The organism is Micromonospora avicenniae, from assembly GCF_900156065.1.
GTDB classification, from domain to species: Bacteria; Actinomycetota; Actinomycetes; order Mycobacteriales; family Micromonosporaceae; genus Micromonospora; species Micromonospora avicenniae.
This window is the reverse complement of the sequence record NZ_FTNF01000004.1, coordinates 143,176-167,386: the sequence shown is the minus strand read 5'-3', so window position 1 is coordinate 167,386 and position 24,211 is coordinate 143,176. Positions and strand designations below refer to the sequence as shown.

Genomic DNA, 24,211 nt, shown 5'->3' with positions numbered 1-24,211 from the left:
TGACGTCACACCCGGGTGAAGGCCGAGTTGACCAGGTTGAGAACCCGGACGAACACCGCCGTATCGCGACGGAAGGTCACCGGTGCCGGCCGAGGCGGTCGGGCTAAAACGGGGGCGGCCTGTCGGGGGCGGTCGCTACTCTGCCTGCGAGCATTCGCCCTCCGCGCGCCGTGCTTCGTCCCGCACCACGGCGCGGCGCCACCCCCACCGCTCACCGTCCGTCAGCACGACCGACTTCAGGAGAATTTGTGACCCAGCAAGCTGCCGCGGCGCCGGCGAAACTGGACGCCGCGGTCCTCAAGGTGGCGGGTGTCGTCGTCCTCGGCGCGATCATGTCGATCCTCGACGTGACGGTGGTCAGTGTCGCGCTGCCCACGTTCCAGAACGATTTCGACGCCTCGTACGCCCGAGTCGCGTGGACGATGACCGGCTACACGCTCGCGCTGGCCACGGTGATCCCGCTCGCCGGATGGGCGGCCGACCGGTTCGGCACCAAGCGTCTCTACATGACCGCGTTGGCGCTGTTCACGATCGGCTCGGCGCTCTGCGCCAGCGCCGACTCGATCGGGCAACTGATCGCCTACCGGGTCCTGCAGGGCCTCGGCGGCGGCATGCTGATGCCGCTCGGCATGACGATCATGACCCGCGCGGCCGGCCCCAACCGGATCGGCCGGCTGATGGCCGTGCTCGGCATTCCGATGCTGCTCGGCCCGATCGCCGGGCCGATCCTCGGCGGCTGGCTGATCGACGCGGTCGGCTGGCACTGGATCTTCCTGATCAACCTGCCGATCGGTGTCATCGCGCTCATCTACGCACAGGTCGCGCTCCCGAAGGACGCGCCGGAGCCGTCGGAGTCCTTCGACTTCCTCGGCATGCTGATGCTCTCCCCGGGCCTCGCGCTCTTCCTCTACGGCATCTCCTCGCTGCCGGAGGCCGGCACGTTCGGCGACCCGGAGGTGTGGGGGCCGATGCTGGCCGGGGCCGCGCTACTGGTGGCGTTCGTCCTGTACTCGTTCCGGCCCCGGCACCCGCTGCTCGACCTGCGGCTGTTCGCCAACCGCAACCTGACGGTGGCGGCGGTGACGCTCTTCGTCTTCATCATCGCCTTCATGGGGGCGGGCCTGCTCTTCCCGAGCTACTTCCTCCAGGTTCGTGGCGAGTCGACGCTGGCCGCGGGCCTGCTGATGGCGCCGCAGGGGATCGGCGCGATGATCACGATGCCGATCGCCGGCACGCTGGCCGACCGGGTGCCCGTGGGGCGTACGGTGCCCTTCGCGCTGGCGCTCATCGTCCTCGGGTTCTTCTCGTTCACCCAGGTCGACCCGAACACGTCCTACGTGCTGCTCTGCGGCTCGTTGTTCGTCATGGGGCTGGGCATGGGCGGCACCATGATGCCGATCATGACGTCGGCGCTGCGGACGTTGAGCGCTCATGACGTGGCGCGCGGCTCGACGCTGGTCAACATCCTCCAGCAGATCGGTGGCTCGGTCGGCGCCGCGGTCATGTCGGTGATCCTCACCAACGAGCTGAACGGCTCCACCGTGATCCCCGGTGTGACCGACCCGGAGAGCGGCAAGCCGGTGACCGAAGCGGGGCTGGCCATCGCCAGCCAGCAGCGGCCACAGTTGCTCGAACAGTTCCCGGTCCCACGGGAGCTCATCGACCGGGGGCTCGACTTCGCCGCCCACTCGTTCGGGGGCACGTTCTGGGTCGCGTTCGCGCTCGTGGTGCTCACGTTCATCCCGGCCGCGTTCCTGTCCCGCCGGCGTGAGCGGCCGGACCTGCTCGACGGTGGTCAGGGCGAGCAGACCCGTACGCCCGTCGGCATCCACTGACGCCCCCGGGGCCGCCGGGAGAACATCCCGGCGGCCCCGACCGGCTGTTCCGCCGCTCGACCCGGCCGGTCCGCCGACTTCGCCCGTCCGGTCCGGTCACTCGGCTCGACGTGCCGCCGATCAGCCGCCGGCCGGGCGAGAAGGTCGGCGGCAACCGGTTCAGGGCCGCAGCGCGCCGACGACGACCCGGGTGGCCCGGGCGATGAGCGCGTCGTCGTACGCGGCGTTCTCCGCGTCGCGGCTCGACATCACGGCGAGGACGATCGGCGCCCCCTCCGGCGGCCAGAGAACGGCGATGTCGTTGCGGGTGCCGTACCCGCCCCCGCCGGTCTTGTCGCCGACCGTCCAACCCGCGGGCACGCCGGCGCGGACCAGGGCGTCACCTGTGGTGTTCTTCCGCAGCCACCCGTTGAGGACGTCCCGGTCCTCCTGACTCAGCGCGTCGCCGACGGCGTACGCACGCAGATCCGTGGCGAAGGCCCGGGGTGTGGTGGTGTCCCGCCGGTCACCGGGCCGTCCCTCGTTGAGCGCCGTCTCGTAGCGGTCGGCTTCCGTGGTCGTGTCGCCGAGCCGTCGTAGCTCCCGCTCGAATCCGTCCGGGCCGCCCAGGTGACCCAGCATGAGGTTGGCTGCCGTGTTGTCGCTGTAGCGGACCGCGGCGTCGGCCACGTCGCGCAGCCGCATCCCCGTCGCGACGCGCTGCTCGGTGATCGGGGAGTGCGCCACCAGGTCGCTCCGCGAGTAGCGGACGACCTGGTCGAGCTCGGTCGCCGAGGTGCGGTCGAGCAGCATGGCGGCGGCCAGCGCCTTGAACGTCGAGGCGTACGCGAACCGCTCGTCGGCCCGGTGCTGCACCGTCGTTCCGGTCCCGGTGTCGACGGCGAGGACGCCGAGCCGGGCGTCGAACTCGGTCTCCAGTCGGCGGAACTCCCGATCCACTGCCGCAGGTGTCGGCGGCGCGCCGGTGGCGGGCGCCGACGCGGCACCTGAGGCGGCTGGCGCGTCGGGCCTGCCGTCCGGTCCGCAGGCCGTGAGCCCGGCGAGGATCATCGCCGCGCAGGTCACGACGGCGCCGCCGCGTACCCTCGGGAACCCCATTGCCGTACCTCCAGGCGTCGTGGACGTGCCCGTCATCGCTGTCGAGAAGGAACACGCGCGCACGCCGACCGCGGGTTGCATTCCCGGTGGGACGTCCCGCGCTGGGGGCGGCGACGTCGACCACGGGCCCGGCGCGGGCGTTTCGCCGTCTTCGCCTGTCGCATTCGAGGCCGGGCGGCGGCGCGGAGGCGTGGCAGGTCCACGGGCGGGTCCGGAGACCCGACCCGGCTGGTCGGGTCAGGCGGCCGTGCCGATGTGCAGCGGGTCGGCCAGCAGGTGCGCGAACGCGAGCTCGGCGGCGCCGATCAGGGCGGCGTCCGGGCCGAGCGCCGCCGGTAGTAGCTGCACGTGCTCGCGGGAGGCCGGCAGCGCCAGTTCGTCCAGGCGCCGCCGGACGACGTCCGCGCCGGCCAGGTAGACCTCGCGCAGCGATCCGCCGAACACCACGGCGTCGGGGTTGACCACGTTGACCAGGTTGGCCACGCCGAAGCCGAGCCAGTCGGCGACCCGCTCGACCGCGGCGGTGGCGGCCGGCTCCCCGTCGGCCGCCGCGCGCAGCACCTCGGACACCCCGTCGGGCGTACCGGGATCGCGCCCGGCGTGCCGCAGCAGCGCGGCCTCGCCGATCTCGGTCTCCCAGCAGCCACGGGAGCCGCATTCACAGGGCAGGCCGTCGGGGTTGACCACCATGTGGCCGACCTTGCCGCTGCGACCTCCATGGCCCACGACGAGCCGGCCCTCGATGATGATGCCGGCGCTGACGCCGCTGGATCCGTGCAGGTAGATGAGGTCGTCCACGTCGGCGGCGGCGCCCCGGACGTGTTCGGCGAGCGCGGCGATGTCGGCCAGGTCGCCGGCGAGGACGGTGGGTCCGGTCCGGCCGTCACCGAAGGCCGCGCCGATCGCGGCGCGCAGTCTCTCGTCCGGGCCGCCGATGCGAACCCGTCCGTCCCGGTCGCGGGTCGTGTCGGTGACGGCGACCGCGATGCCCACCCGGATCGAATCCGCCGCGACGTCGCGGTCCATCTCGTGTGCCAGGGCGGCCAGTGTGCCGACGGCGTCGACGGCGGACGTTCCGGCGGGTCGCGGGGTGTCACGGAGGTCGAGGACCCGACCGCCGAGGCCGATTCGGGCGGCGCGCAACTTGTCCGGCTCGATGCTGAGCGCCTGCGCGTACACGCGGCTCGAGCGGGGGGTCACCACGAGCGAGGGGCGTCCGCGGCGGGTCGTGACGGGCGCTCCCTCGGTGACCAGGCCGGCGGCGGCGAGGTCGGCGGCGAGCGCGCCGATGGTGCTGCGGTTGAGGCCGAGCCGCGCGGTCAACTCGGCCCGGGAGGTCGGACCGTGGACGTGGACGTGACGCAGCAGGGCTCCGAGGTTCTGGCGGCGGATCTCCTCCTGGCTGGCACCGGACGTGGGGGGCGCCGGGACGGCCGGGGTACCACCGGTTCGGTGGAGAGCGGACAGCGGGGGGCGCACAGCCGCACCTCCTTCCGTCTGTCGGTGCCGTCGGCTCCAGGAAGACGAAGGGTCCCGGAAATATCCCGGGACCCGACGTCTCTACCTGTGGTGCTACTTACTTGGTCAGCGGCGCGAGCTTCGGGTCGTTCGCGTACGCCTCAGCCGCGTTCGCCTTGGTGACGGCGACCGGCGGGAGCAGGAAGGTGTCGACCACCTTCGCGCCGTTGTTGTAGGTGGTGGTGTCGTTCACCTGCGGGGCGTTGCCGGCCTGCAGGGCCTTCACCATGTCGATGGTCTGCTTGACCAGGGTGCGGGTGTCCTTGTTGATCGTCATGTACTGCTCACCGGCGACGATCGACTTGACCGACTCGACCTCGGAGTCCTGGCCGCTGACGACCGGGATCGGCTTGCCGGCGCCCTTCACCGAGGTGAGGATCGCGCGGGCCAGCGTGTCGTTCGGGGAGAGGACGCCGTCCAGCTCCTTGTTGCCGTAGGTCGAGGTCAGCAGCTGGTCCATGCGGGCCTGCGCACCCTCGGCCTTCCAGCCCTGGATGGCGGTCTGCTTGATGTCCTTCTGACCCGAGGCGACGACGACGTTGCCCTTGTCGATCTCCGGCTTGAGGACGCTCATCGCGCCGTCGAAGAAGACCTTCGAGTTGTTGTCGTCCGGCGAGCCGGAGAACAGCTCGATGTTGTACGGGCCGTTCGGCTTCTTGGCCTTCATGCCGTCGAGCAGGGCCTGGCCCTGGAGCTGGCCGACCTTGAAGTTGTCGAACGCGACGTAGTAGTCGACGTCCGGCGTGTTCAGGATCAGCCGGTCGTAGGCGATGACCTTCACGCCGGCCTGGTGCGCGGCGGCGACCTGGGTCGACAGCTGCGCGGCGTCGGTCGCGCCGATGACGATGACCTTGGCGCCCTTGGTGACCATGGAGGTGATCTGGGCCTGCTGGTCGGCGACCGTGGTCGACGCGCCCGCGTACTGCACGTTCGGCTGGAAGCCGGCCTCCTTCAGGCCGTTGGTGAACAGGTCACCGGCGAGGACCCAGTTCTCCGAGGTCTTGGCCGGCAGGGCGACACCGATCAGCGAGTTGGCCGCGAAGCCCTTGCTCCCGCCGCTGTCCGACCCGCTGGAGCCTCCGTCGCGGCCGGAGCCGCAGGCGGTGAGGGCAAGCAAGGCGATGGCGCCGACGGCCATCGACTTGCCGAGAAGCTTGCGCATTGGGTGGTTGCCTTTCTTGAGGGGTGGTGTGGATTGCGACCGGCGGTCGTCAGCCGGCGACCGTCGTCTTGGCGGGCTCGCGCTCCGCTCCCGACGATGGAGTGGGTACGGCCGGTGTGTCCCGGTGGAACGAGCGGGTGATGCTCCCGATGATCGAGAAGCGCCCCTGCCGCTTGTTGTAGACGTCCAGGCCGACGGCCAGCAGCAGGACCAGGCCCTTGATGATCTGCACGCGGTCGGTGCCGACGCCCATCAGCTGCAGGCCGTTGTTGAGCAGGGCCATGACCAGGCCGCCGACGATCGAGCCGCTGATGGTGCCGATACCGCCGGTGACGGCCGCGCCACCGATGAAGACCGCGGCGATCGCGTCGAGCTCCCAGCCGTTACCGTCCTGCGGACCGGAGGCCGCCGAGCGGGCCACGAAGATCATGCCGGCGAGTGCGGCCAACACCGACATGTTCATCATGACGTAGAAGTTGACTCGCTTGAGCTTCACGCCGGAGAGCTCCGCGGCGCGGGGGTTGCCGCCGACCGCGTAGATGTGCCGGCCGCCCGCGGTGTTGCGGGTGTAGAAGGAGTAGGCCAGCACCAGGGCCGCCAGGATGATGCCGGAGACCGGGAAGCTGGTGCCCACCCGGCCGCTGGCGAAGCGCAGCGTGACGAAAACGATCACGCCGACCATGACGACCATCCGCAGGATGGAGATCCACATCGGGATCGGCTCGGCGTTCATCTCCTTGCGGGTCCGGCGCCCCTTGAGCTCCCGCCACACGATCGCGATGACGGCCGCGAGGCCGAGCAGCAGCGTCAGGTTGTTGTAACCCGTGTCCGGGCCGGTCTCGGGCAGGAAGCCGGAGCCGATCACCCGGAAGCCCTCCGGCACCGGGACGGTGTTCGCGTTGCCGATGAACTGGTTGCCGCCGCGGAAGAGCAGCATGCCCGCCAGAGTCACGATGAACGCCGGCACCCCGATGTAGGCGACCCAGAAGCCCTGCCAGGCGCCGATGAGCGCGCCGATCGCGAGGCCGAAGAGAATCCCCACGGGCCAGGGCAGGTTCCACTCCGCCATCGCCTTGGCCACCATGATGCCGGTGAACGCCGCGATCGAGCCGACCGAGAGGTCGATGTGCCCGGCGACGATCACCATCAGCATGCCGATGGCCAGGATCAGGATGTACGAGTTCTGCTGGAACAGCGCGATCAGGTTGTCCGATCGCAGGGTCAGGCCGTCAGTGAGGATCTGGAACAGGACGACGATCGCGACCAGCGTGAAGATCATCCCGAACTGACGGGCGTTGGAGGTGGTCCCTCCGAAGAGGTTCTTCTGAAGATCCTTGAGTCGGCTCATCGTGTCTGCATCTTCTTAGTCGAGGTCATCAGCTTCATGAGGTTCTCCGGGTCTGCGTCCTGCCGGGCGACTTCGCCGGTGATGGTGCCTTCCGACACCGTGTAGATGCGGTCGCAGAGCCCGATCAGCTCAGGCAGTTCCGAGGAAATGACGATGACGCCCTTCCCCTGGTCGGCGAGCCGCTGAATGATCCCGTAGATCTCGTACTTGGCACCCACGTCGATGCCGCGGGTCGGCTCGTCCAGGATCAGCAGGTCCGGGTCAGTGAACATCCACTTCGCCAGGACGACCTTCTGCTGGTTGCCGCCGGAGAGCTTGTTGACACCCTCGTCGACCGTCGGGGTCTTGATACGGAGGCTCTGGCGGTACGCCTCGGCCGCCTGGTACTCCTCGACCTCGTCGATGACGCCGTGGTGCGTGATCTTGGACAGCTTGGCGGCGGTCGTCGACGTCTTGATGTCGTCGAGCAGGTTGAGGCCGATCGCCTTGCGGTCCTCGCTGACGTACGCGAGCCCGTTGGCGATCGCGTCCGCCACCGTCTTGAGGACGATCTCCTTGCCGTCCTTGTAGATCGTGCCGGACTCGTAGACGCCGTAGGAGCGGCCGAAGACGCTCATCGCCAGCTCCGTGCGACCCGCGCCCATGAGGCCGGCGAACCCGACGATCTCGCCGCGGCGTACGACGAAGTTCGAGTGCTTGGCGACCAGCCGTTCGGCGGAGATCGGGTGCCGGACGGTCCAGTCGCGGACCTCGAAGAAGACCTCGCCGATCTTGGGCTCGTGGTCCGGGAAGCGACTGTGCAGCTCCCGACCCACCATGCCGCGCACGATCCGGTCCTCGTCGACGCCGTCGCCCTTGACGTCCAGCGTCTCGATGGTGTGACCGTCGCGGATGATGGTGATCCGGTCGGCGATCGCCTCGATCTCGTTCAGCTTGTGCGAGATGATGATCGAGGTGATGCCGCGCTCGCGGAAGCCGCGCAGCAGGTCCAGCAGGTGCTGCGAGTCGTCCTCGTTCAGCGCCGCGGTCGGCTCGTCGAGGATGAGCAGCTTGACGTTCTTGGCGAACGCCTTCGCGATCTCCACGAGCTGCTGCTTACCGACGCCGATGTCCTTGATCAGAGTGTCCGGGTCCTCCCGCAGGCCGACCCGGGCCATCAGCTCCAGCGCCTGCCGGTTCGCGGCCTTCCAGTCGATCGCACCGTTCTTCCGAGGCTCGTTGCCGAGGAAGATGTTCTCGGTGATCGACATGTGCGGGATGAGGGCGAGCTCCTGGTGGATGATCACGATCCCGGCCCGCTCGCTGGCCCGGATGTCCCCGAAACGGGAGACCTCGCCCCGGTAGACGATGTCACCGTCATAGCTGCCGTACGGATAGACCCCGCTGAGAACCTTCATCAGCGTGGACTTGCCTGCGCCGTTCTCCCCGACGATCGCGTGGACCTCGCCGGCGCGCACCACCAGGTTCACGTCGGACAGGGCCTTGACCCCGGGGAACTCCTTGGTGATGGAGCGCATCTCCAGGAGGATCGGTACGTCGCTCATTGTTCGCACCACCTCGCCAACGTCATGGATGCCTCCGGGAAGCGTCTGGCCCTACTGGTTTTGTTGCCGTCGGCAACGTATTTGGACCAGAGGACCGTTCGCAAGCTGGGGGCCCATTAATTCCGTAACAACCCGGTAATAATGAACCCGCGTCTGCCCTGGTCACCACGTCGGACGGTGCGATCCGTGCCACACCCGTAGCAGATAGTGACGGTGGGCATACGCTCGTCGTCGCGTCTCCGGGCCTGACTCGGAACCGGGGTCCTCCGGTGCCGGCCGCGCGGCAGGCATGATCATGGCAGGCCATCCTGAGGGCCCGACATCGCCCTCTCGTCCGTGTGCGGTCCGTGCCCGCTTGAAGGTGAACGGCGGGCATGCACGGATTCTGCCGAGGCGACCGGTTGGTCGGTTTCCGCCCCGGCTCAGGGCGTATCGATGACCTCGCGTCCCAGCGGCCAGAATGCCGCCGGCACCAACTTGAAGTTGGCGATGCCGAACGGGATACCGATGATCGTGATGCAGAGCGTGATCCCGGCGACGACGTGCGACAACGCCAGCCACCAGCCCGCCAGCACCACCCACAGGACATTGGCCAGCCCCGACGCGACGCCCGCGCCGGGCCTCGGCGCCAGCGTGCGGCCGAACGGCCAGAGCGAGTAGTTCGCCAGGCGTAGCGCGGCGACACCGAACGGGATGGTGACCACCAGCACGAAACAGATCAGCGCGGCGATGCCGTAGCCGACCGCCAGGACGATGCCGCCACCGAAGATCAGCCACAGCACGTTCAACACGAAACGGATCATGATGTACAGCATGACCGGCGTACGCCACGTCGCCCGAAGGCGGTGGGTGGGGCCGAACCGGTCATCCCCGTAGGCGCCGGCGGCCCGGTTGCCGGAGGGTGTTGCAGACGTCGAGGACACCCGGGACGTCCCACGCGAGCTCACCGGCGACCCGGCGGACCTCCAGGTTGGCGACCGTGCCGGAGAGGATCACCACCCGGTTCTGCACGGTGACCTCGATCTGCTGGTGACGGGTGGTCCAGTCGATGGCCAGTCGTTGCGCGACGAGCGCGGCGAGCCGCACGTCGTCGCTCGCCGGCTCCGGTTCCTGGAGGTAGCGGTACAGCGCGTCGTCGGGCCAGGGCAGAATCATCGTTCCTCCGAGGGTGGGCCAACTGGGTGGATCCGGTTCGAGGCGGCCGTGCCGGGCTGGGTCAGGGGGAGGTGTCGGCGAGCCCGCGCAGGGCCGCCGCGCGGCTCTCCACGACGGGAAAGATCCCTTCGAGGCGCATGGTGTGCAGCACGGTCAGGACGAACCGGGACGGCGCGACCAGGCAGAGCGTGATGTCCCGCTGCCGTGCCTCCTGATGGGCGCGGACGAGCAGGCCGAGCCCCGCCGAGTCGATGACCTGCACCTCGCTGAGGTCGACGAGGACCCGGTCGCCGTGCTCCACCGCCTCCCGCAGCGCGCGCCGGAGCACCTCCTGCGGGTCGCGTTCGGTGGCGGCCGGCTCGCCGCCCACCTCGTCCAGGTAGTCGATCCCGAGCGCCCGCTCCCGCCCCACGAAGTCCCCGGCGGCCGTGCCGTCCGCCGGCAGGTTCAGGCTGCACCGGGGGCAGTGGTGCGGGCCGGAGGCGAACGGGGAGCCGACCCAGTCGTTGGAGAACACCAAGGTCCAGACGACCTCCGCGTCCGGCAGGACGGGAGCCGCGCCGGTGATCGTGTCGCCGCAGCCGTCGCAGATCAGAGTCATCAGGTGATCCGCAGGTACGACGGTCATCGCCAGTTCCTTTCGTTCGTTCCGCCGGCCCCTGCCGGAGATCGGCCGGGTGGCCCGCGGGTGAGCGGTTCGTCAGTGGCGTCGGCCGGCGTCGGGTGGGTTCGCGACGGTGGAGTGGCCGCCGTCACGTTGGCCGGCTGTCAGGAGAGCGAGCAGCACCGCGCCCGCCGCGCACGCTGCCTGGATGGTCAGCCGGGGGCCGGGAAGTTCGTTGATGTCCGTGCCCGCCAGCCGCGCGACGATCGAACCGAGCAGCGCGGCGGCCACGCCGAGGGAGACCGTCAGCCAGAGCGGCGCCGCACGCCGCCCGGGTACCGCCCACCGCCCGATCAGGCCGACGGCGAGCCCGACGACCAGCGCGCTGACCAGCACCCTGCCACTCACGTGCCCCTCCTTCGTCGCGTCGCCGGGCAGGCGACCCGAATACCACCCTGTGTGACGATCTTGGAGGTGGTCGCTCGGTTCCATGACAGTTGTGTGACAAATCAGGGGAACGGCGGTCACGGTTGGGCCAGCCCGCGCCGGTTGGGGATGATGCCGGTATGACGGCCGTTCTGGTGATCGAGGACGACGACCGTATCCGGCTGGCACTGCTGCTCGCGCTCGAAGAGGAGGGTTACCGGGCGTACGGGGTGGCGACCGCGGAGGAGGGGCTGCAACGGCAGCGCGCCGACCCGGCGGACAACGTGCTGGTTGACCTGATGCTTCCTGGCATGGACGGTTTCGAGTACATCCGGCAGCTACGCCGCGACGACGACGTGCCGATCGTGGTGGTCAGCGCCCGGGACGACACCCACGACATCGTCGCCGCACTCGAGGCCGGCGCCGACGACTACGTGGTGAAGCCGGTGGCGATAAAGGAACTGTCGGCGCGACTGCGGGCGCTGCGGCGTCGGGGCCGCGCCGGGACTACGCCGGTCAGCAGTCACGTCGTCGGTGAGCTGGAGGTCAGCCCGGAGGAGGGTGAGGTACGCCGGGCCGGGCGGATCGTGCCGGTCACCCGAACCGAGTTCCGACTGCTCTGCGAGCTGGCCGAGCACGTCGGCCGGGTGCTGTCCCGCCGCCAGTTGCTGCAACGCGTCTGGGGTTACGACACCGGCGACGAGCGCCTGGTCGACGTACACGTGGGACGGCTGCGGCAGAAGATCGAGGACGACCCGGCCAACCCCCGGCACCTGGTCACGCTCCGGGGCCTCGGCTACAAACTGCAACGATGAAGCGGCTCGGACTGCGTGCTCGGGTCACCGCCGCGTTCGCCGTCGGTGCGCTGCTGCTGGCCGCGTCGATGGCGCTCTTCTCGTACGACCTGACCCGGCACTCGCTGCTGGAGGAGCGCGAGCGCACCGCGGTACGCGCGGCCTACTTCGACGCGGCCGTGGTGCGCACCGGGCTCGACACGGAGGACCCGGACGTCGTGGAGGTGCTGCGGTCCCTGGACACCGGCACCGGTCGCCGTCCCCTGCTGCACCGGGACGGCCAGTGGCACAGCCGTTCCGCCGAGACCGACGGCAGCCCCATCCCGGCCGACCTGCAACGCGTCGTCCGTTCCGGCGAGGCCGCGGTGCAGCGGATCACGGTGGCCGGGCAGCCCACCCTGCTCGTCGGCGTCCCACTGTCCGACACCACCAGCTACTACGAACTCACGTCGCTGCGCGAGGTCGCGCGGACGCTCCAGGTGGTGGCGCTCACCCTGACCGCCGTGGCCATCATGACCGCCGGTTCCGGCGCGGCCCTCGGGTGGTACGCGACCCGGCACAGTGTCCGTCCACTCACCGCGGTGGCCGACGCCGCCGAACGGATCGCGGCCGGCGACTACACCACCCGCCTCGACGCGGCCACCGACCCGGACCTGACCCGGCTGTCGACGTCGTTCAACCGGATGGTCGACGAGCTGGTGGAACGCATCGACCGGGACCGCCGCTTCGCCGCCGACGTCAGCCACGAGCTGCGCTCGCCGTTGCAGACCCTGGCCGCGGCGGCGAGCGTCCTGACCCGCCGGCGGGAACACCACGACGAGCGTACGGCGACCGCGGCACGGCTGGTCGCCGAGGAGATCAGCCGTTTCCAGCGCCTGGTCGACGACCTCATCGAGCTCGCCCGCACCGAGCAGCCCGCGCAGCGGGAACTCGTCGACGTGGTGACGCTGGCCCGGGAGACCTGCCGGGCACGCGCCCTTCCCGACGGCCTGGTGGCGGCCGGGCCCGGCCCGGCGACCGAGTGGCGGGTGGACCGACGCCGGTTCGAGCAGATCCTGCTGAACCTGCTCGACAACGCGGCCCGCTACGGCGGCGGCGCGGTCGCCGTCCGCCTGTCCGTCCGGCCGCCCGACACGGGTGTGCTGGAGGTGGACGACGACGGCCCCGGTGTGCCCGCCGCCGACCGAGAGGTGATCTTCGACCGCTTCGTCCGTGGCCGGGCGGCGCACGCCCGCGCGAACAGCGACGGTACTGGTCTCGGACTTGCGCTCGTCGCCCAGCACGCCGCCGCGCACGGTGGACGCGCGGGCGTGACCGAGCGTCCGGAGGGTGGCGCGAGGTTCCGGGTCGAGCTGCCGGGGGTCCTGCCGTGAGCCGCCGCCTCCTGGCCGGGGCACTGCTCGTCGGGCTCCTCGGCGGCTGCGGGGTGCCGGTCGACGAGGAGCCTCGCCGCGTACAGCCGCCGCCCGGTTCGTTCCCGACGACGGGCACCGCCGGGCCGACGGCCGCCTCGGGGCGGGTCACCGAGACGCTCTGCTTCGTCCGTGAGGACCGGCTCGATCGCGCGGTACGGCGGGTGGACGCCCTGCCGGGTGTCGACGTCCACCTCCAGCACCTGTTGGCCGGACCGGCCGCCGGTGAGCGGGAGGCCGGCTTCGCGAGCGCGCTGCCCGGCACGGTCACCGTGGCGGGGGTACGGATGAACGGCACCCTCGCCGAGGTGGACGTGCGGGCGGCCGGTGAGGAGACGGGCCGCAGCGACGAGGTGCTCGCCTTCGGTCAGATCGTCTGTACGCTGACCACCCGGTCGGACGTGCGGCGGGTCTCGTTCCGACGCGACGGGCGGCCGTTGGACGTACCGCGGGGTGACGGTTCCCTCTCCCGCGACCCGCTCGGCGCCGCCGACTACGCGCCGCTCATGCCGGTGCGCTGATCCCCGTCGGCTCCCGCACGCCGCCGGTCGTGCCCGGGCCCGGACGGCCGCGCCCGGAGCAGCCTGTCTACCTGGTGAGCTTGATACCTCAGAGTCATAAAAATTCCTCTGCGGTATCAAGCTCGCGAGTTGTACGTTCCGTTCGGCGTCCCGGTAGCCTGCGGCCATGAGCAGTGGCACGACGGCTTCCCGCTCGTTGTGGCGGGACCGCGCCTTCGGCACGTACTGGTTCGCGCAGTCGCTCTCGGCCGCGGGCGACGCGTTCGCGTTCCTCGCCGTCCCGCTGCTCGTGCTGCACGCCACCGGGTCGGTCGCGCAGATGGGCCTGCTGACCGCCGTGGCCGGCGTCGCGTCGGTGGGCGCGGGGATGTTCGGCGGCGTCCTGGTCGACCGGTACGACCGGCGCACCCTGATGATCGTCGTGGACGTCGTACGCCTCGTGCTCTACGGCCTCATTCCACTGGCCTGGCTCGCCGGGCCGCAGGTCTGGCTGCTCTTCGTCGTGCTGCCGATCTGCGAGGCGGCCGGGATGCTCTTCCAGATCGCCGCGGTCGCCTCGGTACCGGCCCTCGTGGACCGGGACCGCATCACCGAGGCCAACGGGCGGTTGCAGGCCACCTTCGCGCTGGCGGCGGTGGCCGGGCCGCTGCTCGCCGGGGTGGTCTCGGCCCGGCTCGGCCCCTCGGTGGCGCTCGCCGTCAACGCCCTGAGTTTCGCCGTGTCGGCCGCCGGACTGCGGATGATCCGGTTCCGGCCGCGCGGCGAGGTGCAAGGCGTCGTACGGCGGGAGAAGCCGCTTGCCGAGTTCCTCGCGGGAGCGCGGTTCCTCTGGCGGCAACCCGTGCTGCGCGCCCTCACCGTGCTGCTGGCGGTCTTCATCTTCCTGACCTACGGCTTCACCGACGTGCTCGTCTACCACGTCAAGCACGACCTGGGCGGCACCGACGGTACGGTCGGCACCGTACTCGGTCTGGCCGCGCTGGGCACCGTCGCCGGGGCGCTGCTGGTGGCGCCACTGCGCCGCCGCCGCGGCTTCGGCACGGCGTGGGTCGGTGCGCAACTTGTGTGCGGCCTCGCCCTCGCGGGTGTGGGCCTGGTGGGCGACGTGCGCGCCGTGACCGTGCTGACCGCCGTGTACCTGTGCGGTATCAGCGTCGGTGGCATCTCCTCGATGTCGCTGCGGCAGGAGATCACCCCGGACCATCTGCTCGGCCGGGTCACGTCCGCCTTCTGGAGCACCCACTACTCACTGGGACCGGCCGGCGCCGCGGTGCTGACCTGGGCGGCGGGACGGTTCGGGGTCACCGCCGTGATGCTCGTGGCGGGCGCCGGTTGCGTCCTGGTCGCGCTCGGTGGACTGTGCACGCCGATCCGTGGCGCCGGCACGCCGCGCGCCACCCACCGGGCGCAGCCGGCGCCGGCCGGGATCTGACGGCGCCGGCTGCGCCCGGTACGCCGGAACGGACCCCCGTGCCGTGCGACCGACCACCCTGGATCGTAGAGTCTCGCCGTGATCGAGATCAGTGCGCAGGTCGACCTGTTCCACCCCGCTGACCGGGTCTGGCACGCATTGACCGACCGGGAACTGCTCAATCGGTGGTTCGCCGACACCACGGCGGCGGTCGACGCGCCGGGCCGGTTGCTGTTCGCCACGGCGGAGCTGCCCGGCTTCGACGACGTCGTCGGAGCCGAGGTGGTCGAGCAGCGGGCCCCGGAGATGGTCACCATGCGGTGCCTGGAGGCCGGCCGGCGGAGCCTGCTCACCTGCACGCTGACGCCCACCGCGGAGGGCTGCCGGCTGTCGTTGCGGGAGACCCTCCAGGACGGAGAGTGGAGCACCGAGCTACGTGCCGCCCGGGAACAGAGTTTCCAGCAGGCACTGGCCAACCGGCTGCCCGCGATCCTCGACTGGTTCGCGTTCCAGCAGGTCGACCTGCGCCGTGGCGAAGCCGGGATGACGGCGGAGCTGCCGGTGCTGGAGTGGGCGGGCGCGCCGAAGCCGCGAGGCCGTCGGGGAGCGGTGCTCCTCGCCGCCGGGGTCGGCGTGTTGCTCGCCGGCGGCGGGGCGGTCTGGGCGCTGCGGTCGGAGCCGCCGGAGCAGACCGGGGCGCAGGCCTCTCCCACGGCGACGGCGACGATGACCGGCTCGACGGCGGCGTCGAGCCGTCCCACCCCGGGCACCTCGTCCGCCCGGCCGAGCCGTACGGCGAGCGCGAGCCCGCGGCCGAGCCGTACGCCCACGGCGAAGCCCTCCCGCACGCCCGGCTCCGCGCCGCCGCCGCAGCCACCCGGACCGGTGATGACTGCGCACTACGAGAACGTCAACAGCCGCCTGCTCGGCTACACCGCCGAGGTGGTGGTCACCAACCCGGGCGATGGGACGGGCGCGGACTGGACGGTCGTCGTGACGTTCTCCGACGACAGTGAGATCGGCAAGGTCAGTGGTGCCGAGTGGCGGCAGGACGGCCAGACCGTCACGTTCACCGGGTCGGCCGTACCGGCCGGGAAGTCGCAGACCATCCGGTTCGACGTACGTGACTCCGCGGCGTTCGCCAAGGGACCTGCGAGCTGCGCCATCGACGGACGACCCTGCGAAGGGCTGTGAGCCTCCGCGTCCGCCCGGACCGCGTCGCCAGGGCGTCCTTCCGCGCGGTTCAGCGGGCCAGGATCAGGTCGGCGGCCCGCCAGGCCAGGGCCATCACCGGGGCGTTGAGGTAGCCGGAGACCAGCACCGGCAGCACCGACGCGTCGACGACCCGTAGCCGCTGTACGCCGCGTACGCGATCCGATCGTCGTCGCCGGCGTTCAGGTCGTCGACGCGCCGCCAGCCCAGCTCCTCGCCGCTGGCGATGATCTCCTCGAGCCGATCACCGCGCCCGTAGACCATGCCGTTGATGGAGCTGGAGCCGCCGATGATCCGGCCGCGCTGCCAGACCTCGCGCTGCCCGGGTGTGACCTCGGCGGGGTAGTGCCAGGCCGTGCGCCGGTCGTGCTGCGCCCGCACCGACCACGATGTAGTCGTACTTCTCCACGAGGCGCCCCCTATCGCCGGCATCGCCGGAACATACGGTAGGCCCTTGATCACGCAACGGAAGGGTCCTCACGTCCTGCGGAGACGCTCGTCGATGTCCCTGCTGGCCGGATCCGGCCATGAAGGACACCTTCACACGACGCTGACGAGCACGTAGCCTGCCTGAAACGATTCATAGGGTGGAGGAGGCAGGCGTGATCCCTCGGATCGTCGACCACCGGCCGCTTTCCGGAAGACGCCGTAAGGTCGCCATCGCGGCGGTCGCGACCGTCGTCGGGACCGTGCTGGCCGGGGCTCCGCCGGCGTACGCCGCCCGGGGGCACGCCCCGGACGCGCCGGGCGCCCTCACGGTCGACGACCGTGCCCACCCGCTCAACGTGGAGGGCACGCCGCGGTTCGGCTGGCTCCCGCGCGACGCCGACCCCGGTGAGGTCCAGACCGCCTACCGGATCACCGTCGCCCGGCGGGACGGCGGCCCCGTCTGGGACTCCGGCAAGGTCGCCTCCGACCAGCAGTCGTACGTCCCGTACACCGGGCCTGGGCTGCGCGCCGGAGCGGCGTACCGGTGGACCGTACGCACCTGGGACCGCACCGGCCGGCAGTCCCCGCCCGCCACCGGCGAATTCGAGACCGGCATCGCCGACAGCCAGTGGGAGGGCGCCAGCTGGATCCGCCGCGCGACCACCGAGGCCGACGACCACACCCTCGCCCGCACTGAGGTCCGGCTCGCCGCCAGTCGCGTCGTGCGGGCCCGCGCCTACACCGCGGCCGACCACACCTACGAGCTCTACCTCAACGGCGTGCGCGCCGACCGGGGCACCTCCTTCGGCTACCCGGGCGAGGATTACTACCAGGCCGCCGACGTCACCGGCCTGGTCGCCGCCGGCAAGCCGCTGGCCATCGGGCTGCGGTACCACTGGTACGGCAGCGGCCAGGGTCGTCCCGCCGGATCGCGCGGCGTGCTGCTGAAACTGGTCGTCGAGCACGCCGACGGCACCCGCGAGGTGTTCGTCACCGACGGGTCCTGGCGGGTCGCCCGGGACAGCCGGTTCGTCGCCGGCGCCGAGCGGCGCAACGGCGAGGGGGACCGGGTCGAGCGGCAGGACGCCCGGGCCGAGGTGACCGGCTGGACGCGGCCCGGCTACGACGACGACGTCGCCCCGTTCACCGCCGCCGAGGCCGTCGGCGCGCACCCCACCGCGTCCTCGCCGCACCTGATCGGCCAGGAGACGCGGCTGGCGGAGCGGACGGTCGCCCCGGTCGCGCTGCGTACCGCCGCCGACGGCACGGTCGTCGCCGACTTCGGCGTGGTCATCCCCGCCCGACCGGTCGTACGGTTCCACGCCGGCGTGACAGGTCACACGGTCCCCATCCGGGCCGGCTACACCCTCACCGACAGCGGCCGGGTCGCCACGTCCACCCTGCTGTCGCAGGGCACCGACATGAGCTTCCCCTACATCCAGACCGACGGGGCGCAGGAGTTCCGCGCCTTCACCCACCTCGGTTTCCGCTACCTGGAGATCCCCGACGCCGGCGAGGACATCGCGCTCGACGACGTCTCGGCCATCGTGGTGCACACCGACGTCCCGCCCGGCGCAGAGGCCACCTTCGCCAGCTCGGACGCCACCCTGAACGAGGTATGGGCGATGATGGCGCGCTCCGCGCTCTACTCCGTCCAGGAGGCGTTCGTCGACACCCCCACCCGGGAGAAGGGGCAGTTCCTCGGCGACGCCGCGAACATCTCCTACGCCACCATGGGCGCGTACGGCGAGCGCGACGCCACGCAGCAGGCAATCCGCGAGTTCCTCCGCTCGGCCGCCCGCTACTGGAACACCGGCGACGACCGGGGCCGTTACAACGCCGTCTACCCCAACGGCGACGGTAAGCGGGACATCCCCGACTACTCGCTGATGTTCGTCGACTGGGTGTGGCGCTACTGGGTCGAGACCGGCGACCGGGCGCTGCTCGCCGAGGCGTACCCGGCCATCCGGGACACCGCCGACTACGTGCTGCGCCACATCCCGGCCACCGGCCCCACCGCCGGCCTCGTCACCGAACTGGCCGGCGGCAGCGGCGCGTACCGTTTCGGCATCGTGGACTGGCCCGAACCCGGCCGGTTCGGGTACGACATGAGCGCGGCGGCCCGCACCACCATCAACGCGCAGGGCGTCGACGTGCTCCGCACCACCGCCCGGATGGCCGCGGCGCTCGACCGGCCCGCCGCCGAGGTCGCCACCTACGACGGGCACGCCGCCGATCTCACCGAGACGATCAACGCGAAGCTGCGCCGAGCCGACGGCGTCTACGTCGACGGGCTGTCGGCCACCGGCGAGCCCAGCGCCCACGCCGGTCAGCACTCGACCTCGTACGCCATCGCGCACGGAGTGGCCCCGCGGTCGGATCTGCCGGCGCTGGCCGAGCACCTCGCGTCGATGGGCATGAAGCAGGGCCCGATGACGGCGCACTGGCTGCTGCGGGCGCTGGCCGACGCCGACCGTCCGGACGCGGTGCTGCACCTGCTTACCAACGCCGACGACCTCGGCTGGGCCGACATCCTCGCTCAGGGCGGCACCTTCACCTGGGAGGCGTGGACCCTCGACCCCGGCAGCAACTTCAGCCAGTCCCACGGTTGGGGCGCGCAGGCCGTGGTCGACGTGCAGGAGACCCTGCTTGGTGTGCGTACCGCCGGCCCCGGCGCCGCCCGCGTCGACGTCGCGCCGCCCGCCGTGGGCCTGGACCGCGCGTCCGGAGTCGTGCCCACCCAGCGGGGACCGGTGCGCGTCGACTGGCGGCGTACCGGCTCCGGGCTGCGGGTCGACCTCGACGTGCCGGTCAACGTCACGGCCCGGGTCGCCCTGCCGGTCACGGCCGGGAAGTCCTACCGCTCGGCCGGACCGGGCAGAGCCACCTTCCTCGGGATCGAGAAGGGTCGCGCCGTGTTCGAGGTGGGTTCGGGTCGCTCCAGCTTCCGCCCGGTCTCCGCGTCGGCCGCCCAACCCCGCTGACTCAACCGGCCGGGTCGCTCCGGTGGCCCGGCCCGCAGCGGCCGTCGTCGTACAGAAGGGTGAGGACCTGGTATGAAGCTCCCAACTCGGCGCCGCCTCGCGCTCACCACGGCGCTCCTGCTGCTCGCCGGGCCGACGACCGCAATCGTGTCGGCCGGGCCCGCCGCCGCCGCGAGATCATCGGCCCCCGCGCTCACGGTGGCCGGCCTGACCGCGGAGCGGGCGACGAACCCGATCGGGCTGGACGTGCCGCGACCCCGGCTGGGCTGGCGGCTCGACTCCGCCGCACGCGGCGTGATCCAGGAGTCCTACCAGGTACGGGTGGCCACGAGCGCGGCCGGACTCGGCGACCCCGACGTCTGGGACAGCGGGCGGGTCCGGTCGCGGCAGAGCGTCCTCGTCCCGTACGCCGGTCCCGAACTCCATCCCCGCACCCGGTACGTCTGGCAGGTGCGGGTGTGGGACACCGCGGGCCGTACCTCGGGCTGGAGCGAACCGGCCTCCTGGGAGACCGGTGTCATGGGCGCGTCCGGCTGGCGAGCGGACTGGATCGGGCTTCCGTCGCCCACCGAGTCCTGGGCGGACTACACGGTGCAGACCACCCTCCGCCTCGACCGGGACGCGGCCGGCGTCTACCTGCGCGCCACCGGCCCGGCCAACGCCTACATGTGGCAGTTCTCCATCGTCGGCGGCGCCGCGAAACTGCGCCCGCACGTCCGCGTCGACGGCGCCTGGCGCGTGCTCAAAGAGGTGCCGCTCGGCGACGTGGTGCCGGCCGACCGGCTGACCGCACCGCACAGGTTGCGCATCACCGCGGCCGGCGACACCTTCACCACCTGGGTCGACGGCACCCAGGTCGACGTCACGCGCGACGGCGCACACCGGGCCGGCTCGGTCGGCCTGCGCACCGACGGCGCCGAATCCGGCGTCTTCTCGGACTTCTCCGTGACCAGCGGCGACAACTCCCTGTTCGCGGCGTCGCTCACCGACGGGGAGAATCCGTTCGGCGGTGGCACACCTACCGCCGACGGGCTGCGGGTCAGCGGCGGTACCGAGGCGATGCTCACCGCGCTGGACGCGAGTCCGCTGCTACGCCGGGGATTCCGGGTCGACGGGAAGGTCTCCCGCGCCCGGATCTACGCCACCGCCTTCGGGGTCTACCAGTTGTCGGTCAACGGCCGGCGGGTCGGTGACCACGAGTTGGCGCCCGGCTGGACCGACTACGACAAGCGGGTGCAATACCAGACGTACGACGTGACCGGGCAGCTCCAGCCGGGCGACAACGTCCTCGGCGGCCTGCTCGGCGACGGTTGGTACGCCGGCACCATCGCCTCGTTCGGCACCGACCACTACGGCTCCCGTCCGCACCTGAGCGCGCAGTTGGTCGTCGACTACGCCGACGGGCGTACGGAGACCGTCGGCACCGACGGCTCCTGGCGCGCCACGCCCGGGCCCTTCCGCCAGAGCGACCTGATCCACGGCGAGACGTACGACGCCCGCCGGCTACCGGCCGGCTGGGACCGTCCCGGCTTCGACGACTCCGGCTGGTCACCGGCCACGGTGGACGAGACCGGTGCCACCGGCCGGATCGTCGCCCAGGTCGACCCGCCGGTACGAGTCGTACAGGAGCTGCCGGCCCGGGCACTGACCCAGCCCACTCCTGGCACCTGGATCTTCGACCTCGGGCAGAACATGGTGGGCAAGGTCCGGCTGCGCGTCTCCGGGCCGGCAGGCGCCACGGTCCGAATCCGGCACGCCGAGGTGCTCAACCCGGACGGTACGGCGTACACGGCCAACCTGCGTTCGGCGCAGGCCACCGACCACTACACGCTGCGCGGTGGCGGGGAGGAGGTCTACGAGCCGGCGTTCACCTTCCACGGCTTCCGCTACGTCGAACTGACCGGCTTCCCCGGCACACCCGACCTGGCCGCCGTCACCGGCCTGGTCATGCACACCGACGGGGAACTCACCAGCGAGTTCGAGACCTCCAACGCGATGGTCAACCAGCTGCACTCCAACATCACTTGGGGCCAGCGCGGCAACTTCCTCTCCATCCCGACCGACACTCCGGCCCGCGACGAGCGGCTGGGCTGGACCGGCGACATCAACGTCTTCGCGAAGACCGCGACCTTCAACATGGAGAGCCTGACCTTCCTCACCAAGTGGCTGCGGGACCTGCGCGACGCGCAGTCGGCGAACGGGGCGTACCCCGATGTGGCACCCCGGGCCTGCTGCGGCGACGGGGCGACGGGCTGGGCCGACGCCGGCATCACGGTGCCGTACACGCTCTGGCAGCGCTACGGGGACACCCAGGTGGTCGAGGAGCACTACCCGTCGATGACGCGGTACGCGTCCTGGCTGGAGAGCACCAGCTCGGGCCACCTGCGCGCGAACGCCGGCCCGTACCTCGACTGGCTCAACCTCGACGACCCGACGCCCGCCGGGGTCATCGGCACCGCCTACTACGCGTACAGCATCCGCCTCCTGGGAGAGATGGCGGACGCGATCGGCAGGGACGCCGACGCGGCACGCTACGCGGCGCTGTCCCGGGACATCGCCGAGGCGTTCGTCGACGCGTACGTCTCGGCCGACGGCACCGTCGCGGGCGACAGCCAGACCGGGTACGTGCTGGCCATCGGCATGGGACTGTTGCCCGAGCCGGTGCGCGCCAAGGCCGCCGACCGGCTGGTTGACAACGTGCGGCGGCACGACTGGCACCTGTCCACCGGCTTCCTGGGCACCCCTGACCTGTTGCCGGCGTTGAGCGACACCGGGCACCTGGACGTCGCGTACCGGCTGCTGCTCAACGACACCTACCCGTCGTGGGGCTACGAGATCGCCAAGGGCGCGACCACGATCTGGGAGCGGTGGAACTCGATCATGCCGGACGGCAGCTTCGGCGACGTGTCGATGAACTCCTTCAACCACTACGCCTACGGCGCCGTCGGTGACTGGATGTACCGGACCGTCGCCGGCATCCAACCCGACCCCGGCAGCCCCGGGTATACGCACCTCACGTTCGCGCCGCAGCCGGGTGGCGGCCTCACCTCCGCCCGTGCCTCGTACCGCGCGGCGCAGGGTGCCATCGGCAGCGACTGGAGCCTCGACGCCCGTGGCGACATGCGGCTGCGCCTCACCGTCCCGGCGAACGTGACGGCGACCGTACGCATCCCGACGCCGACGCGGCACGCGGTCACCGAGGGCGGCCGGCCGGCGGCGGAAGCCGACGGGGTGCGTTTCCTCCGCACGGACGGCCCGATCGCCGTTTACGAGATCGGATCCGGCACCTACTCGTTCGCCGTCGACCGGGTGCTCGGTGACCTCGGCAACGGCGGCGGGGCGGTGACGGCGCTCCGGACGCTGGCCGACGAACTCGCCGACGAGCTGGGCCGGCCCGCCGAGGCGTACCTGCGTGCCCGGTTCGGTCAGCTCGCCACCGCGACGACGGCAGCCCGCACGGCCCACCTCGCGGGCGATGCCCGGGCCGCCGCCACGCACGCGCACCGGGCGCTGGCCACGGCGGACGACGTGGGCCGGTGGCTGCGTACCCAGGTCGACGGCGGAAGGATCAGCGCCGCCCACGCCGACCGCCTCATCACCCTGCTCGGCACCGTGGACCAGCGGCTCTCCGCGGCCTCCTCGGCGCTGCTCGGGGCGGTGGTGACCCTCGACCTGCCGGTCGGGGAGCGGCTGCCCGGCGACCTCCTGCACGCCACGGTCGCCGTCACCAACGGCGGAACCGGGCCGCTCACCGCGGTGACGTCCGCGCTGCGGGTCCCGGACGGCTGGACGGCGACCCCCGCCGGTGCCCAGCCCACCACGGTCGCGCCGGGTGCCACTGTCCGCCACCGCTACGACCTGCGGATTCCTCTCGGTCAGTCGCCGGGGACCGCGACCGTCGACGGGTCCGTGGGCTACCGATACCGGGGCGGCACCGCGACCCTGCCGTTGTCGGGAACGGTCAGCACCGTGCCGGCGGTGCAGATCGTGTCCGCCGCCGCGGAACCCGTCGCCCCCGGCGCCGCGACCACCGTCACCACCGTGTTGCGCAACCGGTCCACGGCGCCGGTGACCGGGCGGCTAACCACCGTGGCGGCGGACGGCTGGACGGTGGGACCCGCCGTCGGGTACGACCTCGCCCCGGGGGCGGAGACCACCGTGTCCACGGCCGTCACCGCGCCGCTGTCGACGACGGAAGGACCGGTGACGGTCACCGTCGCCACGGGGGACACGGAGGCCGAACGGCTGGCGGTGCCGGTCCAGGTCCGGCTCACCAACCCGCCGGCTGGCGCGTACGACCACGTCGATCTCGGTGACGCGGCGTCAGAGCAGGCGCACCGGCTCGCCGCCTCGACCTACTCCGGCACCAGCACCGAGGCCGGCCTGACCCGCCGTTACACCAACGTCACCCAGCCCGACGGGTGGTTCGAGTTCGACCTCGCCGTCACCCCTGGAGCGCCGTTCGTGCTGCGTGCCGTCGAGACGTACGACCAGGCGCAGCTGAAGGACTACGAGGTCGTCGTCGACGGCACGGCGGTACACACCCGGTCCTGGCGACGCACCGCCGGCGGGGCCGGCACGGTCAGCTACCAGTTCGTCGTCGACCTGCCGGACGCCACCCGCGACGGCACGGTCCGGGTGCGGTTCCGGGACACCGGCGACGGCTACGACCCGTCGATCGCCGACGTGTGGTCCGCGCCGCTGCCGACCGGCACTCAGCCCTGATCGCACACCGCCCCCGCATCGAGGAGGAGACCC

17 protein-coding genes and 1 pseudogene are annotated in these 24,211 nt (G+C 71.5%); 8 read left to right on the top strand and 10 right to left on the bottom strand.

Translation table 11 applies throughout. The features are described from left to right. Positions 1-248: 248 nt before the first annotated feature. Complete coding sequence (locus BXA10_RS08720) at positions 249-1,835, top strand: DHA2 family efflux MFS transporter permease subunit (protein ID WP_076469562.1); 1,587 nt, start codon at positions 249-251, stop codon at positions 1,833-1,835. Between the two features lie 159 nt (positions 1,836-1,994). Here the strand turns inward: BXA10_RS08720 and bla are convergent, their stop codons facing one another. From bla to BXA10_RS08675, 9 genes are all read right to left on the bottom strand, one after another. Continuing rightward, positions 1,995-2,933: a class A beta-lactamase gene (gene bla / locus BXA10_RS08715; RefSeq protein WP_076469560.1), complete on the bottom strand. Its 939-nt coding sequence runs from the start codon at positions 2,931-2,933 to the stop codon at positions 1,995-1,997. A gap of 237 nt (positions 2,934-3,170) precedes the next feature. Further along, a complete protein-coding gene (locus BXA10_RS08710) occupies positions 3,171-4,400 on the bottom strand; it encodes an ROK family protein (protein ID WP_076469950.1) in 1,230 nt (409 codons plus the stop codon). A gap of 109 nt (positions 4,401-4,509) precedes the next feature. Next, entirely contained in the window at positions 4,510-5,613 is a 1,104-nt protein-coding gene (locus tag BXA10_RS08705; protein WP_076469558.1) for a substrate-binding domain-containing protein, read from the bottom strand. A 49-nt stretch (positions 5,614-5,662) separates the two neighbouring features. Further along, a complete protein-coding gene (mmsB, locus tag BXA10_RS08700) occupies positions 5,663-6,961 on the bottom strand; it encodes a multiple monosaccharide ABC transporter permease (protein ID WP_076469557.1) in 1,299 nt (432 codons plus the stop codon). Next, a complete protein-coding gene (mmsA, locus tag BXA10_RS08695) occupies positions 6,958-8,505 on the bottom strand; it encodes a multiple monosaccharide ABC transporter ATP-binding protein (RefSeq protein ID WP_076469555.1) in 1,548 nt (515 codons plus the stop codon). Before mmsA ends, mmsB begins: the two co-directional genes overlap by 4 nt. Before the next feature lie 422 nt (positions 8,506-8,927). Further along, entirely contained in the window at positions 8,928-9,308 is a 381-nt protein-coding gene (locus tag BXA10_RS08690; RefSeq protein ID WP_076469949.1) for a YccF domain-containing protein, read from the bottom strand. 61 nt (positions 9,309-9,369) lie between these two features. Beyond that, the gene (locus BXA10_RS08685) at positions 9,370-9,660 is read right to left on the bottom strand and encodes a BON domain-containing protein (RefSeq protein ID WP_076469553.1); all 291 of its coding nucleotides are present in this window, start codon (positions 9,658-9,660) and stop codon (positions 9,370-9,372) included. A 61-nt stretch (positions 9,661-9,721) separates the two neighbouring features. Next, positions 9,722-10,288: an STAS domain-containing protein gene (locus BXA10_RS08680; protein WP_076469551.1), complete on the bottom strand. Its 567-nt coding sequence runs from the start codon at positions 10,286-10,288 to the stop codon at positions 9,722-9,724. Positions 10,289-10,360: 72 nt separating this feature from the next. Next, positions 10,361-10,672: a GlsB/YeaQ/YmgE family stress response membrane protein gene (locus BXA10_RS08675; protein WP_076469549.1), complete on the bottom strand. Its 312-nt coding sequence runs from the start codon at positions 10,670-10,672 to the stop codon at positions 10,361-10,363. 158 nt (positions 10,673-10,830) lie between these two features. Between BXA10_RS08675 and BXA10_RS08670 the strand changes: the two genes are divergently transcribed. The 5 genes from BXA10_RS08670 to BXA10_RS08650 all read left to right on the top strand — a co-directional run bounded on the left by BXA10_RS08670 (position 10,831) and on the right by BXA10_RS08650 (position 16,022). After that, positions 10,831-11,505 (top strand): response regulator transcription factor, encoded by a 675-nt coding sequence (locus BXA10_RS08670; protein WP_076469547.1) that lies wholly within the window; start codon positions 10,831-10,833, stop codon positions 11,503-11,505. After that, positions 11,502-12,857, top strand: coding sequence for a sensor histidine kinase (locus BXA10_RS08665; RefSeq protein WP_076469545.1), 1,356 nt, complete (start codon positions 11,502-11,504; stop codon positions 12,855-12,857). Before BXA10_RS08670 ends, BXA10_RS08665 begins: the two co-directional genes overlap by 4 nt. After that, entirely contained in the window at positions 12,854-13,417 is a 564-nt protein-coding gene (locus tag BXA10_RS08660) for a GerMN domain-containing protein (RefSeq protein ID WP_076469543.1), read from the top strand. Before BXA10_RS08665 ends, BXA10_RS08660 begins: the two co-directional genes overlap by 4 nt. A 166-nt stretch (positions 13,418-13,583) precedes the next feature. Then, a complete protein-coding gene (locus BXA10_RS08655; RefSeq protein WP_076469541.1) occupies positions 13,584-14,849 on the top strand; it encodes an MFS transporter in 1,266 nt (421 codons plus the stop codon). Positions 14,850-14,927: 78 nt separating this feature from the next. Next, positions 14,928-16,022 (top strand): SRPBCC domain-containing protein, encoded by a 1,095-nt coding sequence (locus BXA10_RS08650; RefSeq protein ID WP_076469540.1) that lies wholly within the window; start codon positions 14,928-14,930, stop codon positions 16,020-16,022. A gap of 49 nt (positions 16,023-16,071) precedes the next feature. Here the strand turns inward: BXA10_RS08650 and BXA10_RS30765 are convergent. Then, positions 16,072-16,200, bottom strand: a pseudogene (locus BXA10_RS30765) (GMC oxidoreductase); the annotation flags it as partial. Between the two features lie 442 nt (positions 16,201-16,642). Between BXA10_RS30765 and BXA10_RS08635 the strand changes: the two are divergent. Both BXA10_RS08635 and BXA10_RS08630 read left to right on the top strand, forming a co-directional pair. Continuing rightward, on the top strand, positions 16,643-19,453 hold the full coding sequence (locus tag BXA10_RS08635) for a family 78 glycoside hydrolase catalytic domain (RefSeq protein WP_217696741.1): 2,811 nt from the start codon (positions 16,643-16,645) through the stop codon (positions 19,451-19,453). 72 nt (positions 19,454-19,525) lie between these two features. Beyond that, positions 19,526-24,178, top strand: a complete 4,653-nt coding sequence (locus BXA10_RS08630; RefSeq protein WP_084752381.1) for a family 78 glycoside hydrolase catalytic domain — start codon at positions 19,526-19,528, stop codon at positions 24,176-24,178. Positions 24,179-24,211: the final 33 nt, after the last annotated feature.